This is a genomic window from Clostridium beijerinckii (genome assembly GCF_018223745.1).
Taxonomy (GTDB): Bacteria; Bacillota; Clostridia; order Clostridiales; family Clostridiaceae; genus Clostridium; species Clostridium beijerinckii.
This window is the reverse complement of the sequence record NZ_CP073653.1, coordinates 5297931-5313149: the sequence shown is the minus strand read 5'-3', so window position 1 is coordinate 5313149 and position 15219 is coordinate 5297931. Positions and strand designations below refer to the sequence as shown.

7 protein-coding genes are annotated in these 15219 nt (G+C 32.0%); all 7 read left to right on the top strand.

What is annotated here, in order from left to right:
• Positions 1 to 182: 182 nt before the first annotated feature.
• Positions 183 to 1937, top strand: coding sequence for an N-acetylmuramoyl-L-alanine amidase family protein (locus KEC93_RS23645; RefSeq protein WP_077867913.1), 1755 nt, complete (start codon positions 183 to 185; stop codon positions 1935 to 1937).
• Between the two features lie 433 nt (positions 1938 to 2370).
• Entirely contained in the window at positions 2371 to 3792 is a 1422-nt protein-coding gene (locus KEC93_RS23640) for a cadherin-like beta sandwich domain-containing protein (protein ID WP_077829651.1), read from the top strand.
• A 323-nt stretch (positions 3793 to 4115) separates the two neighbouring features.
• Entirely contained in the window at positions 4116 to 6347 is a 2232-nt protein-coding gene (locus KEC93_RS23635; protein WP_077867912.1) for a cadherin-like beta sandwich domain-containing protein, read from the top strand.
• A gap of 256 nt (positions 6348 to 6603) precedes the next feature.
• Positions 6604 to 7911, top strand: a complete 1308-nt coding sequence (locus KEC93_RS23630; protein WP_077867911.1) for a methyl-accepting chemotaxis protein — start codon at positions 6604 to 6606, stop codon at positions 7909 to 7911.
• A gap of 274 nt (positions 7912 to 8185) precedes the next feature.
• On the top strand, positions 8186 to 10291 hold the full coding sequence (locus KEC93_RS23625; RefSeq protein WP_077867910.1) for an N-acetylmuramoyl-L-alanine amidase family protein: 2106 nt from the start codon (positions 8186 to 8188) through the stop codon (positions 10289 to 10291).
• A 315-nt stretch (positions 10292 to 10606) separates the two neighbouring features.
• Entirely contained in the window at positions 10607 to 13927 is a 3321-nt protein-coding gene (locus KEC93_RS23620) for an Ig-like domain-containing protein (protein ID WP_077867909.1), read from the top strand.
• A gap of 91 nt (positions 13928 to 14018) precedes the next feature.
• Positions 14019 to 15086, top strand: a complete 1068-nt coding sequence (locus KEC93_RS23615) for an InlB B-repeat-containing protein (protein ID WP_077867908.1) — start codon at positions 14019 to 14021, stop codon at positions 15084 to 15086.
• Positions 15087 to 15219 lie beyond the last annotated feature (133 nt).

Genomic DNA, 15219 nt, shown 5'->3' with positions numbered 1-15219 from the left:
TATTTTATTAAAAAAATATCGACAAAAAGCTCCAAATAAATACAAAAAGACGTAGACAAGCATAAATAAAGTTGCTATAATAATATTCGTAAACCAAAATAATATTTTTTAACCAAGATATTATTTTTAAACTAATAAATTATTAATAAACCAAAAAATGAAACTCTAGGAGGAATATACAAATGATAAAAAGAATGACTAAAGCAACATCGTTACTAGTAGCTGCAGCTGCTATTATTTCAATAGTACCTGCACATGCAGCTGACTACACAAAAATCGATTCACAAGAAGGTACTATCTATGATGCAGTAGCATACAAAGATGGTAAGTTCTATGTTGACGGAGAAGTTAATGACAAAGACGAAGCAGCTTATTATTTAGCAGAAGGTAAATACAATAATTTATCGGATATTGATAGTGGAGCAGATACTGATATTTATGGATCTAAATATTTAAATGTACAAGATGGTGACTATTTTGTCGACTTAGATAATGGTTCAGTAACTGATGAATCTATAAAAGAAAATGCAGAAGATGATGCTGCATCAGCTTTAAGAAAAAATCTTAAAAAGGATAATGATAAAAGATATGTTTCAAGCGAAGCCGAAACAATGCAAGATTTATCTGATGCAGAAATCGCAGGAAACAAATTTTCAGCTCCTTGGTATAAATTCCAATATACAAAAGACAATGCAACAAATGGTACAAACACTAAATTAAATGTATATACTGATGCTCAAGGAAACTATATTGATGCCGATTATAACTTAGGATCAATCAAAGTAACTACAACTGCTGCATCTGGAACTACTAATAAAACAGCAACTATAAGCAATACAGATGATACATATGATGCTGCTGGTGAAACTGTAAAAGATCAATTATCAGCAAGTGTTGATAGTGATAACGCTAAAGTAATTGGACAAGATACTAATAATATTTATAGAATAGCAAAAGTTACTGTAACAGTTAAGAATGGATCTACAATAGCTAAAATAAATGGAATAGATGTTTCTGTTGATGCAAAGACTTTTGATACAACAGTATCTGGAAGTGTAAGCTTCAATGTCATTCAAAAAATATCAAAAGCACAAGCTTCAGGTGATATCGATGGAGCTAAATATGCAAAATCAGTAAATACTTATATAATTTCTGATGAAGACGGAAAGAGTGAAGATTTTGTTTATGATAACTATACTGTTGCTAATGGAAAATTAGTTGGTTATACTGCTAATGGTACAAATGTAAAAACTGCTACAGGAACATTAAGTTCAAAGAATGGTTATTACTATGTTGATTTAGGCGATGAAGCAAGCGAAGATGTAAAAGAAAATGGTAGTAAGAGTGCTGTTGATACAGATGCAGATGGAAATCTTTGGAGATTAGATGCTGGATATATCTACGAGTGGAATAACGACGAAGATTGGACAAAAGTGTACAAAGTAGACGGTTCTTTTGATCAAATGTCAGTATATAACAAAGATAATATTGTAGCTTGGAGTAAAGAAGATGATGTTTACTCAGTAATCGGTGGAAAAGGTACAACAACACCAACAGATCCTACTCCAGTTGTAAATAAAGGATGGGTTAAGACTGATGCAGGTTGGACATTCTACAATACTGATGGAACTCAAGTAAAAGGACAATGGGTTAACGATGGTGGAGTTTGGTACTACATCAAAGCTGATGGAACTATGGCAACTGGTTGGATTCAAGATGGATCAACTTGGTACTATTTACAATCATCAGGAGCAATGAAAACTGGTTGGTTAAATGATAACGGAACTTGGTACTACTTACAATCATCAGGAGCAATGTCTACTGGTTGGTTAAATGATAATGGAACTTGGTATTTCTTAAATTCATCAGGAGCAATGTTAGCTAACACAACTGTTGATGGATATAAATTAGGAGCATCAGGAGCTTGGATTAAGTAATAAATTAAAATAAGTAGAGGTCCAAATTATAAATTTGGACTTACTACAACAGAATACTAAAGATAAAAATTTATTGTTGAATAATTTCTTTATTCAACATAAATATAAGGAAATTAAGACTGTTCATAATGATTTATTTAAATCGTTATGAGCAGTTTTTTTGTGGTATCATTAAATAGTATTTTTACTAAAGTGTTAAAATAAAATTAATATAAAATTAAGATTTAAGATTATTCATCCGCGTTTACAGTAAAGTATTATAATGGTAACATTATTATTAGAAGAAATATAAAAATAGAATTAATCATATTGGATTCGCAGTTTATTAATATACATATAGAAGTGAGTATCTGTAGAATTTATACTATATTTATATATTAAATATAGAGATTTAGTTTAGAAATATTAAGTGGTGACAAAAGGGGGGCAGAATATGAGTAAAATGGTCAGAAGGATAATTTTAACATTTTTTATCATTTATAGCGTTTCATTTTTACAGACAAGCTCTTTGAATTTGCTTATGACAAAGGTTTATGCAGAACAAGATAATCCTTCTTTAAAAGATATTTATTTAAGTGATGGAGGAAATCTCGATTTTTCAGAAGATAAATACTCATATGTCACAGATGTTGGTAATGATATTGATCAAGTATTAATTAAGGCTAAACCGTATGATTTACTAGATACGGTTAAGGTTGATGGAGAGATAGTAACTAGAGATGATAGTTATAGAAAAGTCGTACCTTTAGTAAAAGGTAAAAATAAGATAGAAATAGAAGTCTTAGATAATAGGAGCGATGCAACATCTACCTATAATGTGTATATTTATAAGGGAGGAAAAGATGCTGTTTATCTAAAGGATATCAATATAAATGATAGTAATATTGGATTTGATAAAAACACCAATTTTTATAATATAGAGTTAGATGAAGGAACAGATATAATGGAACTTCAGGCAACTCCAGATGATGGAAACTATTCAATGACAGCCAATGGAAAGCAATTAAGCAATGATTCTATAAAGGTTAAGTTTAATGGTATAGGAAAATATACTATTAATCTAGGGGTTAAGGATGATGATACTCAAAGAATTGGGAATTATACTTTAAATATGTACTTAGGTATTCCAGTAACACCTAATGTTAAGGATACAATTAATGCAGTAATAAAGCCGAATCAATGGGTGATAGTAAATGGAAGATGGAGGTACAATGATACTGCGGGTAAATGTTTGAAGAATACTTGGTATTATGATAATAAATATAAAAGTTATTTTTATTTCAACAGTAGAGGAAATATGCAAACAGGTTGGATGGAAGATGACGATAAGTGGTACTATCTGGAGGCAAATGGAGAAATGCAAACTGGATGGTTATATTATAAAAATGAATGGTACTTTTTAGATAATAATGGTGTAATGAAAACTGGTTGGATTAAAGATAATGATAAGTGGTATTTCTTGAAAGACGATGGCACGATGGCAACAGGATGGATAACCAGTAATGGAACTTGGTATTTCATGGAGCGTAACGGTAGTATGAGAACAGGGTGGATATATTATGGAAAACAGTGGTATTATCTAGATCAATCGGGCGCCATGAATACTGGATGGGTAAATGAAAATAATCAATGGTATTTTCTAAATGCTGATGGCAGCATGAAAGCTGGAGAATGGGTATATTGGAAAAATAACTGGTATTATTTGAATTACGCGGGTAATATGAGGTGTGGATGGCTTTATAAAGATGACAAGTACTACTATTTTAATGAGGATGGTGCTATGAGGACTAGTCCTGCAGAAATTGATGGATATATATATAATTTTAATAATGATGGTTCCGTGAATTTTGGGTAATTACCATATCTAAATCTGACTTTTAATTATTTGAAAAAAGCAAGTTTTGTGTAACATTATAGTAGGAAATACAGAACATATTAGAATAAAAGTCAAAAAGGAACCAATATTTCCAAGGAAATTTGTATATTATAGAGGAAATAAGTACGAATAAAGGCAACATATCTATGTTTATTTAGTTAAAGAAACTTTAGGAAAATTCGATAATAAATATAGTAATAGATTATATACTTTATGAACTTGAATATGCTGTTTCTGGTGTTTAAATACATTAGAAATGGATGATAATAAATTTCGTAAACATAAGATGGGAGGACATACTAATGAGTGCAAAAAAAATCAATCTTAATAAGATTACTTCTTATTTATTAATTTTTACTGTATTTTTTACACTTATGCAGACAGTAAATTTGCAGAAAGCTAGTGCAACTGATGAAACTCAAATAAAAGGTCTGCAATTTCACATAGGAGATGTGAACGGAAAAACTAAAAATATTGATGGAAACGAGAAAGATGGATATGTATGTGAGTTTCTTCCAATAGGTCAAAATTTCACTTTGGTAGCTGATTCTGGTTATTCTATTGTAAGTGTCCAAAGTAGCTCAAGTTTTATGAATGTTAAGCCAGTAGCAAACTCAAGTGGAGGAAATGATTATGTAGTAAATACAATAACTGATTATAGCGATTTTACACTTACGGTGGTTATGAAAGATAGCTCAGGAAAACAAGTTACCTATCCGATAAGAATGAAATTCGAAGCGGATTCTTCTCTTTCATTTCAAAGTTTAAGGGTTACATTAGATGGTAAAATAACTTATAATTTATTTTTTACACAAACAGATGCAAATGGAAACTATCATATTTCTGATATAAATTCTGATGTTAAAATGGCGAAAGTTCAGTTGTTTGACAATAATAATACGCCAATGAATTTTTCTATTAATGGCGGTAGTAGTGCTGCAGAGGCGACTGTAAACTTAACTGGTGGAGATAATGTTATAAGTATAGGTGTGACAACCCAAAATATCTCTAGACAATATAAGTTGATTATAACTAAAAAAGGAGAGGCAAAATTACAGTCATTAGTGCCGTCAGCAGGTACTTTATCTCCAGCATTCAATTCAAATACGTATGACTATACAGTTCAAGTAACAACTACTCAAACAACAATTGCATTTACACCAATAGCTGTAGATAATTCATCTACTATTAAAGTCAATGGTGTGACTGTAAAAAGTGGAAGTAAGAGCCAAAGCATAAAGCTAGATGAAGGAGAAAATGATGTTGAAGTTATCCTTACAACTAAGGATGGTGATACAAGTACATATAATATTAAAGTTACCCGTACAGCTTTATTTAGAAGTTCTCAGCTTACTGGGTTGACACTGACATCAGGAACTCTAACTCCTGCTTTTAATAAAGGAATATATGAATATTCAGGAACCGTCGATAATAGTGTTACATCAATAGGGGTTACTCCAACAGCAGAGGATGTTAATGCGACAATTACGGTTAATGGAAAGAAAGTACCTAGCGGCGCAACTTCACCTTATATAAGCTTGGATGAAGGTGGAAATACTATAAATGTAAAAGTTACAGATTCTAAAGGAAATAGCAATACATATGTATTAAATATTACAAGAAGATATCCAAAAGACAATGTGAATTTAGCGAGTCTTTCTGTAACAGACGGAACAATGTCACCAAAATTTGATCCTGAGACTTATCTATACAGTGTTAAAGTTGCTAGAAATATTGAAAAAGTAAGAGTTATGTATACTTCACAAAATGACAAAGCAAAGATTAAGATAAATGGTAAAGAGTATACTAATGGACAATCTGATTACATAAAACTTGATATAGGAGCAAATCTTGTAGTTGTTGAAGTAACTGCTGAAGATGGAAAAACAACGACTACTTATAAGCTAAGTGTAATTAGAGGAGATATAGAAGGAACTAACCAGTGGGTACTTGTTGGAGGAAATTGGACATTCTATAATGCAGCTGGTATGCAAATTAAAAATCAGTGGGTTAAGTATGACAATCAATGGTATTTCCTAGACATAAACGGGTATATGCAAACTGGATGGATACAGGATTCTGGTAATTGGTACTATTTAAATAAAGATGGTATTATGCAAACAGGTTGGTTTTATGACAAAGGATATTGGTATTACCTTGAAGCTAATGGAGCTATGAGGGTTAATACATGGGCTACTTACGATGGAAAATGGTATTACTTTAATAACTTTGGAGAAATGCAAACAGCTTGGGCACAATATAAGGGTAAATGGTACCTTATGGATGATCATGGGGTAATGCAAAAAGGTTGGGTGACCTATGATAGAAATAAGTACTACTTGAATGATGATGGTAGTATGAGGACAGGATGGTTATATAATGGAAAGTCATGGTACTATTTAGATGATAGTGGAATAATGATAACTGGATGGAAGAATATAAATGGAAAGAATTATTACTTCGATGCGGGTGGAGTTATGAAGACTGGAATGCTTTTCCTTGACGGGCAATGGATAAATTTGAATAATGCATAATTAAGAATAGAAGTGATATCTTATGATAGGATATCACTTTTATTTTTGTACAAAGGATAAGCTAAAATTTATATATATGTCCAAATAATGTTATAATTGTAGAGTTATGTTTGTATTAGTTGAATGTAGGAAAAAATAATGATATCATAAAATTGTGTAGGATAGTCAATCACCATCTATAAATATGAATACATTTATTAAAATATTTTATAAATGAATGCAATTAGATTGAAAGGTACATATAGGAGGAGACAAAATGAATAAAGAGAAAAAAAATGTATCACTAAAGGTTAAACTTCAAGTTTCGTATGTAATTATGTCTATTTTGGTATTTATATCAGGAATAGTGAATTTTAAGCAGCTTAGTGATATAAAAAATGGTATTGCTAATGGAGATACATTGGCAAGAGATATTACGACAACTGTAGTGGTATGTATCATAAGTATAATTGCAGCAATTTTTGCTGGGTTTTATATGCATAAAAATATAATTTCAAGACTAAATACTCTTCAGAAATTTGCTATGAAGTTGGCAAGCTATGATTTTTCAGAAGGTGTTGAAATAACTAAATATGATGAAATTGGAGCTACTGCAAGGGAACTGAATATTGCTCAGGAGAATGTAAAAAATCTTATTTCAACTATTTTAAATGAAGCTTGTAATATGAGTGGATTAAGTCAGGAACTATCTGCGAATGTAGAAGAAGTATCAGCCAAGCTTGATGAAGTTGATAATTCATCCAAAAATATAAATGTTACAATGACGGAAACAAGTGCAACGGCAGAAGAGATTGCTGCTTCTATTGAAGAAGTTAATTCCAGCATGGAAAGCTTGGCAAATAAAGCAGCCGATGGAAGTACAAATGCTGAGAAGATTAAAAGAAGAGCTGAAAAAGTTAAGGAAGATAGTAAAATTGCTATTGCAAATACAACACAAATAAGAGAACAAAAAGAAAAGGATATAATAAAGGCAATTGAAGATGCAAGAGTTGTTGAGGAAGTTAAAGTTATGGCTGGGGCTATAGCTGATATTGCGGAGCAAACTAATCTTTTGGCACTAAATGCAGCAATAGAAGCGGCTAGAGCAGGAGAATCAGGAAAAGGTTTTGCGGTTGTTGCAGAAGAAATTAGAAAACTTGCAGAGGAATCTTCCCAAACTGTTTTTACAATCCAAGATACAATATCTAAGATACAGGATGCAGTTAAAAATCTTTCAGATAACAGTAATGATATACTTAACTTTATGTCGAGTGAAGTTAATAAGCAGTTACAGGATTATGCTAAGATTGGAGAAAAGTATAGTAATGATGGTGATTTTGTAAGCTCAATGTCAGAGGAACTAGTATCAATGGCTCAAGAGGTTGAAGCTACAGTTGAGCAGATAAATGAAGCACTTCAAAGTACAGCGGCAGATGTTCAAAAATCTTCTGTAAATAGTGAGAAAATACAATCAGAAATAGAGACTAGTTCAGCAGCTATATCGCAAGTAGCCAATGCAGCAACTCAGCAAGCTCAGATAGCAATGCATTTAACTGAATTAGTACAAAAATTTAAATTAAAATAATAATAATAAATATTTAAAGAATAAATTAATTAAAGAGTTTTAGAATAACTATATCAAAGATATAATTTTTATATCACGATATGGTTATTTTTATGCGGATATTTATAACTAAATTCGTAAACATAGTTATATCATTAATTATGTAATTAGAGCTATTTGGCTAATGAATTTTACATCATATAATGCACATTAAAAATATCTATATATTGTTAGAATATTTAAACTCATCAGTATAAATGATATAATATATATAGATATTTTGGAGGCGATTGGCATGATAAGAAGAATTAATAAAATATTAGCACTTATATTAATTGGGACAAGTATTATAGCTACAATACCAAATAGTGTTTTTAGTACTCCAGTTAAAGCAGAGACTAACGATATTTCGAAAATAATTTTGAATCCCCAAACTAATAATGTGGCTCTTTCTGGAATTGATATAGGATCAATGGTTCCTGATGGAGATACTCTTATAGGAATGGCTGAAAACACAACTATAAACCCTCAGTTAGAAAATGGAGTAAAATTGATGTTTAGCAGCAAAGGAGCAAAGTCAATCGACAATGAGGAATGTGGCAAGTTATCGTACAATCTGTCGGGTTCGCTAGTTGATGAAATTTCAGCACAAGTTTATGAGGTTTTGAAAGATCCAATAACAAATGCAGTTGTATCGAAGGCAGAATCGGCTACAGGAGGTACTATACCAGAGGAAACGCTTAAAAACGTAATCGAACCTATAGTGGAGAAAAACTTACAAGCAGCATTACCAAGTGCTATTAAGAGCAGATTTCAGAATATCCCTATATATCAGTATACTGGGAAAAATAATTCAGGTGATGTTATAGCTCAGGCCTTTGTGGTAAAGGGGTTAGTGGGATCAATAGTTAATACTGTGGTAGGAAATGGCGCATATTGCGTAAATACTTATAGTGCTAATGTGAGGAATGCATCTTACAGCAGCATTGATATAGTTCCTTCATTGACATTTAATCCAGCAGTAGGTACAACGGCTTATTCAAAAGTAATTAATTTAGATAATGGTTCTAAAGTTATTGGTGATGGTATGAGTATCAATGTTATTGATTCCGTAAACAACAAGGTATATGTAATTAATAACCCAATTTATAATATGTTAAAGGCAAAACAGGGAGATTCAGATAAAATAAATAAAGATTTAAATATTATTGATTTTAATGGTGTTACTAATTTGAGTGGCAGCTTAAGTTTTCCTTTGGATATAGATGGAACTAAATTCTCTATTTTAAGCTTATCATTAACTAAAAACGGAGATATCACAGCAAATAAAAGTTATAAATATGCTGTTGTAGTTGGAGATTACGAAAAGAATTTATTAGATAAGATGATTGATGGAGTTAATCTAGGTAATGTTGGGGATAAGATAAAGGGAATGATAAAAAGTGGGACATACAATATGATTCCAGATATAAATACTCAAATTGGCGGCTTGATAGATAAAGGTAAAAATGAGTTTGATAAAACTATAGATGGAATAAGTGATGGGATAAATGACATAAATGACTCCTTAGATGATCTTACTGATGCTCTTAAAGATAAGAATAATGATGTTGATGATGCTTGGGATAAAGTGTTTGATAGGTATGATAATGATAAAGGCTGGGGAAAACATGATGGATATATATATTATTATGATAAAGATGGAGTTAGTTTAAAAGGTGTACAAAAGATAAATGGAAAAATATATTATTTTAATAGAATTGATGGGGCCATGGAAACAGGTTGGCAGATTGTAGATGGTAAGAAGTGCTACTTCGATAAGAAAAAGGGCTGTGAACTGTTTAACCAATGGGTACAAGATGGTGATGATTGGTATTATGTTGGTGAAGATGGAGCCGTTAAAAAGATGGAGTGGGTCAATTATAATGGTAAATATTATTACTTAAAAGCTGATGGGAAGATGGTAAAGGATTGGTTTAAAGTTGATGAGTACTGGTATTATTTTAATAATGATGGATCAATGTCAACTTCAACTTGGAAATCGTCTAATGAAAAATGGTATTATTTAAAAGATAATGGACAGGCGGCTAGTGATTGGCTTAACTTGGGCAGTAACTGGTACTATTTTAAGAATACATCAGGAGAAATGCAGATAGGTTGGTTTAGAGCTAATGGAAATTGGTATTATTCAAATGATGATGGCTCAATGAAAACAGGATGGATTTATTCTAAGAATAATTGGTATTATTTAGATGAAGGTACGGGTGTAATGAAAAAAAATGAATGGGTAGTTATTGATGGTAAAAACTATTATTTTAATATTAATGGAGAAATGGTAACGGGATCAAGATATATAGATGGAACAAAATATGTGTTTGGTTCAGATGGAACCTTATATTAATTGAAGTCATGAATTAAATCTAAGGGGGAAGACGGCAACCTTCCTCCTTAGATTTTTAAATTATACTCAATATGGGATATTTAATGTAAAATGGTATTATATCTATATAGTTATTCAAAAAAGCTTCGATAATAAATAGAGTAATAAGATAAATTCAGGAATATTATTTGGATAATTGTGTGATAAGAATTCAATTGTTCAAAAGTACATATTATCTCTGTTAAATTTTATTATAATAGTTGTTTGAATTATGGTAAGACAAAAGTACTTTTTAATATAAGGTACTATGAAAAATATAAGATAGGGGTAGATTTGATGAAATGGAAGTTTATAAATAAAATAATTTCAGCAATTACCATTTCTATGACATTATTCACTCTAATTCCATTAAGGGCTTCAGCCGAATGGGTAAATGATTATCAAGGGAATTTTTATTATATGCAAGATAATCAAAAAGTTACAGGATGGAAGAGGATTGACGGACAGATATATTATTTTGATGGAAATGGGAAAATGCAAACAGGATGGATCAAAGCAGGCTCTTCATGGTACTTCTTGCAAAATGATGGAGCACTGAAAACTGGGTGGATTAATTATAATAAGAAATGGTATTATGCAGATTCAAGTGGTGTAATTCAAACAGGAATTGTTAATATCTCAGGAAAAGTTTATATTTTTGACGATAACGGAGCGATAAAGACAAATAATACAGTTATAAATGGAGAGTTTTACACTATTGGTTATGATGGAGAAGTCGTTGGAACTAAAATGCCAACTCCAGAAAAAGAGTATGATGATTCAGGAAATTGCATTCAGGTATTGAAGAATACTGACAATAAGGTAATTACCTCTCCAACTGACTCGAAATTTAATGAAGTTATTGAGGATAAAACTGAATCGGATGACAATCCAAATGAAGGAAGAAGCTTTAAAGTTTTACTTAAAGATTCAGATGGATCAGAGCTTAAAACTAAAACTGTTAAATATGGTAAGTCATTTGACTTATATAAGCCAACTAAGGATGGACGTATTTTTGCAGGATGGAATGCTAAAAGCAATGGATCTGGAAAGAGCTACGATGCAGATGATAGTATAAAAGTAGAAGAAGATATAATATTATATGCACAATGGAAAGAAGATACATCAGTTTATGTAGAAGATATTAATATAAAAGGAAACTCAAATGTTACTGTAAATAAATCAGTTACAATGACAGCAGAAGTATCACCAAGTAATGTTACTAATGCAGATGTGACATGGTCTGTTTCTGATGAAACTGGAAAAGCAACTATTGATAGCAATGGAGTATTGACTGGAGTATCAGCTGGTACAGTTATGGTGAAGGCAACTGCAAAGGACGGCTCTGATGTAAGTGGAACAAAGGTAGTTACAGTTACAAACACAGATGTAGTGGTTCCAGTAAGTAAGGTTACAGTAAGTGGTCAATCAGGAGAATCAACAATAACAACTGATGGAGGAACTCTTCAAATGAAGGCAAGTGTGTCTCCAGAAGATGCAAGCAATCAGGGTGTAACTTGGGAAGTTCAAAATAATACAGGAAGCGCATCTATTGATTCTTCAACTGGGCTTTTAAAGGCAATATCTAATGGAACAGTTACAGTAAAAGCAACTTCAAATAATAATGTTGTTGGAAGTATGACAGTAACGATAAGCGGACAAAGTACAAAGATATTGGTAACCGATATGGAGATTACTACAACTAAAACTGATTTTGCAATTACAGAAGATGGTGGAACATTACAATTGAACTTAAATATAACTCCAACTACTGCAACTAACAAATCAGTAAAATGGTCGATTAAGTCTGGAGAAGACAAAGCCACAATTAATAGTTCAACTGGACTTTTAAAGGCGGTAACAAATACAAATGGAACACCAGTAACTGTACAAGCAGAAGCATTGGATGGTAGTGGAGTAGTTGCAACTAAAGATGTTACTATAATTGGTCAAAAAATTAAGGTTTCTAAAATTACTATAGATGGACCAGATTCAGTAACAGGAACTGGAAAAGTAACCATGAATAAAACTGTATTACCAAAAAATCCAACTAATGGTGCGGTAGCATGGTCTGTTGAGAATAACACAGGAAGTGCTACAATTGATGCCAATACTGGTGAATTAACTCCAAAATCAAATGGAAAAGTAACAGTAAAAGCGATCGCTACTGATGGATCTGGTATTAGTGGTACTATTGAAGTCACTATAAGTGGCATAGATAGTAATATAGCTGCAACCAAGATTAATATAGCAACAAAGGATGGAGTGGCTTTATCAATACCAGAAGATGATGGAACACTTGAATTGATAGCTAGTTTATTGCCAAGTTATGCTACCACAAAATCAGAAGCTGTAAATTGGGAAGTTATTAGTGGAAGTGATGGCGGAAGTGCTAAGATTGAAGGTGGAACAGTAGGAAGTTCTATAAATATAAGAGGAGTGACTAATGGAACAGTTACAGTAAAAGCAAGTGTAATAAATGCAGATGGCACAACCGCAATTGGAAGTGCAACTGTAAGAATAGCTGGACAAATTACAAATGTAACAGACATAATAATAAGTCCTGATGAAGCTCCAGAAGTAGTGGTTGGTGGAACATTGCAGATGAGCGCTAGTGTAGATCCCAATAATGCAACATATAAAATAGTGAACTGGTCTGTTTCCAATGGAACGGGAACAGCAACAATTACCTCTTCAGGATTATTAACAGGAGTATCTTCTGGAGATGTTAAGGTGATAGCTACTGCAGATAATGGAAAAGGAATTAGCAAATATATAACAGTAAAAGTAATTCCACAAGTTAAAATTACTAAAATTACAGTTAATGCGCCAGATGGAAGTGGAAATGAAATAGCGGATGGCGGAACATTAAAAATGACTGCAAGTTTTGAACCAACAGGGGCAACTAGTAAAAGTGTGACTTGGTCAGTAACGCCTGGAACAGGGAAAGCAACAATTGATAGCAATGGGCTATTAACTGCAGTATCAAATGGAACGGTTACTGTAAATGCAACTGCAACAGATGGATCAAAAGTTGTGGGAAGTCTTCCTATAACTATAAGTGGTAAAGTAGGAACAATAACTGTGGCAGGAACAGGAAATATTTCCACAATAGTTATTCCAAATGGTACGTTGCAAATGTTAGCAACGGTAGGGCCAACAGATGCAGTTAATAAAACAATAGCTTGGTCAGTAACTCCTGCAACAGGAAAAGCAACAATTGATAGCAACGGGATTTTAACTGCAGTATCAAATGGAACAGTTACTGTAAATGCGACTGCAACAGATGGGTCTGGAATTGTCGGGCAGTCAGTTGTAACAATAAATGCAGCATCTGGAATTACAATAAATCAATTAAGTGGCACACCAGTAGCTGTTGGAAACACAGTAAAATTTAAGTCAGATATGATTCCAACTAGTGTAGTAGGTAAAAAAGTGGTATGGTCTGTAAGTAATATAGACGGAACAAATACGGATCTTGCGACTATTAATTCAACTGGAGATTTAACAGCAGATTTAACAGCTTTAAAACAAGGCAGCGTTAATATAAAAGCAACTCTTGATGATGGATCAGGAATATCAGTTACAAAAACAATAATAATAAATCCAAATAGTTAAAGAGTGTATAAAATACTAAAGGAAAAATGGTCAAGTTGTAGTTTTATGACTTGACCAAATAATTAGGAAAGATAAGGGGGAGAACTTAATTGTGAAGTATGAATATTTAAGGAAATCTATTGCAGTAAGTCTTGCTATTTCATCATTAATTACTGTAGTTCCAGTAAAGTCTTTAGCTGCATGGATTGAAAACTATGATGGGAGTTGGAGTTATGCAGATATGTATGGTTATGCTAATGGAGGATGGAAGCAAATAAACGGAATTTGGTATTACTTTGATTCTTATGGATTAATGAGAACTGGATGGATTCTTGACAACGGAGAGTGGTATTATACTGATCTAAGTGGAGTAATGCAAACAGGTGTAATTCAAATAGAAGGAAAGATTTATATATTTTCAGAAAACGGTGCAATGCAGAAGGGAACTTCTATTATAAATGGAAGGATCTATAACCTTGATGATAGTGGAGCTTGTATAGGAAATGATTATCCAATACCGACTAAAAGTTTTGATTATTATGGAAATAATACACTTCCATATGTACCAAATCAAATAATTGATGAGGACTCAAAAATGTCAAAGGATATTCCTACAGACCCTTCAAAGGAAGTAAAAAAACAATATAAAGTTAAGTTTAAAGATCCTGAGGCTGAGGACGATGATGATGAGTTACTTAGGACAAAAACTGTTGATGAAGATACAATGCTTACTTTATATAAACCAGTTAAAAATGGGTATACTTTCATTGAATGGAATACAAAAAGTGATGGCGATGGTACAAGCTACGAGTATGATGATAGAATAAAAATAACTAAAGATATTACATTATATTCTCAGTGGAAGAAAAATGAAAACACAAGTGATGAAACTACTATAAAAGTAGACAATATAGTAGTTTTAGGACCAGTTTCTGGAACTACAGAGATGAGTTCAATAACCACTAAGGGTGGAAGTTTACAAATGAGTAAAAAGGTATATCCTACCAATTCAGATAATCAAAAAGTAAAGTGGCTAGTTGTAAACGAGGATGGATCAGCAACAATAAGTGATACTGGCAAGCTAATAGCGGTATCAAATGGAAAAGTTATTGTAAAAGCAGTTGCAACTGATGGCTCAGGAGTTATAGGAACTAAAGAAATAAAAATAAGTGGTCAATAAAAAGTATGTATAGACCTGCACAAGAATATGCTTGGAACAAACTTATTCTTGGCAGGTATTTTTTATATTTAAAATTTTACTTATCTAAGTATTTAATCAGAATAAAATGCAGAAATTAAACTATAAATATATT

Coding starts and splice junctions, on each gene's coding strand:
- KEC93_RS23630 (WP_077867911.1), top strand. CDS start 6,604: ATGAATAAAGAGAAAAAAAATGTATCACTAAAGGTTAAACTTCAAGTT.
- KEC93_RS23640 (WP_077829651.1), top strand. CDS start 2,371: ATGAGTAAAATGGTCAGAAGGATAATTTTAACATTTTTTATCATTTAT.
- KEC93_RS23645 (WP_077867913.1), top strand. CDS start 183: ATGATAAAAAGAATGACTAAAGCAACATCGTTACTAGTAGCTGCAGCT.
- KEC93_RS23620 (WP_077867909.1), top strand. CDS start 10,607: ATGAAATGGAAGTTTATAAATAAAATAATTTCAGCAATTACCATTTCT.
- KEC93_RS23625 (WP_077867910.1), top strand. CDS start 8,186: ATGATAAGAAGAATTAATAAAATATTAGCACTTATATTAATTGGGACA.
- KEC93_RS23635 (WP_077867912.1), top strand. CDS start 4,116: ATGAGTGCAAAAAAAATCAATCTTAATAAGATTACTTCTTATTTATTA.